Annotated in this window: 1 protein-coding gene and 1 pseudogene; one reads left to right on the forward strand and one right to left on the reverse strand. The window is 72.7% G+C overall.

What is annotated here, in order from left to right:
* Window positions 1-522 (reverse strand): IclR family transcriptional regulator (locus R6V09_RS53465; RefSeq protein WP_317888600.1); only part of this gene is annotated, 522 nt, incomplete at its 3' end.
* 298 nt (window positions 523-820) lie between these two features.
* On the opposite strand from R6V09_RS53465, the pseudogene R6V09_RS53470 reads away from it, so the two are divergent.
* A pseudogene (locus R6V09_RS53470) lies at window positions 821-1185 on the forward strand (winged helix-turn-helix domain-containing protein); the annotation flags it as partial.

The following is a 1185-nucleotide window of genomic DNA, read 5'->3' on the forward strand; positions in this document are numbered from 1 at the left end:
CACCCCGCCCACCACTTCCTCCCGGTCGAACGCGGCACCCTGCTCCCGGATCCCGGCGGCGTCCCGCGCCCAGGACGCGGGAAGCGGCCCCAGCAGCGGTGCCGGGACGGCGGTGGCCACCAGGACCTTGCCCGCCGCGGTGAACCACGGCCAGGTCATCCGGGTCTGCAGCGGATCGGGCCGTTCGGCGTCGTCGGGACACCACTCGACCATCAGCGTCTCGCCCTTCCACAGCACGGCGATCCCCACCGTCGTACCCGTGAGCTGCGCCAGCCTGCGCATCGGTTCCCGGGCGGCGGCCCGCAACCGGGGATGCGGCTGCCAGGCCCGCCCCAGGCGGAACATCCGCGGGCCCACCCGGTAACTCCCCCCGCACCGCTCGACCGCGCCCAGGTCCGCCAGCTGTTCCAGCAGCCGGTACGCCGTCGTCTTGGGCAGCCCGCAGTCCGACGCCAGCCTCGTCGGCCCCGCCTCCACGGCCCGCTCCACCGCCTCCAGCAACGCGAAGGCGCCCTCCAGCACACTCCTTCCGCCGGCGTTTCCCGTGGCGGCCGGTAACGCCTCCGGCCGACGTACCGGCACCCGTGTCCCAGGTGACATCACTTCCCGTGTGATCACACTTCTCGCCCCCGTTTGCCTGTTGCGCAGCCGCCAGGCGACGGCCCTGCCGTGAAGCCCGAACAGGGCCTCGGTCAGGGCCCGTTCGCTCCCCAGCAGACTGGCACCGGAGTGTGGCTGGAAACCTTGTCGAAGCCTTGTCGCGCCGCGTACACGTTCGTGAAAGAAAGGAGGAGGCTTTGTGTAGGGGGAGGCACACACCATGGTGGACGTGCAGTTGCTCGGGCCGGTGGAACTGTTGGCAGGGGAGCGCGCGGTGGAGGTGGGACCGCCGCAACGCCGTACGGTGATGGCCGCCCTGGCCGTGGACGTCGGCCGGCCCGTCGCGGTGGACGTGGTCATGGAGCGGGTCTGGGGTACACATGTGCCGGACGGGGCGCGCGGCGCCGTGCACGCCCATGTCGCCCGGATCCGGCGGGTGTGCGAGCGGGCCGCCGAGACCGCGCGGGAACCGTTGTCCCTGGTGCGGCGCTCCGGCGGTTACCTCCTGGAGGCCCGCCCGGACCAGGTCGACGTGTACCGCTTCCGGCAGTTGGTGGACCAGGCACGGACCGCGGGCCCGGCCGA

This window comes from Streptomyces sp. W16 (assembly GCF_033194735.1).
Classification (GTDB): domain Bacteria; phylum Actinomycetota; class Actinomycetes; order Streptomycetales; family Streptomycetaceae; genus Streptomyces.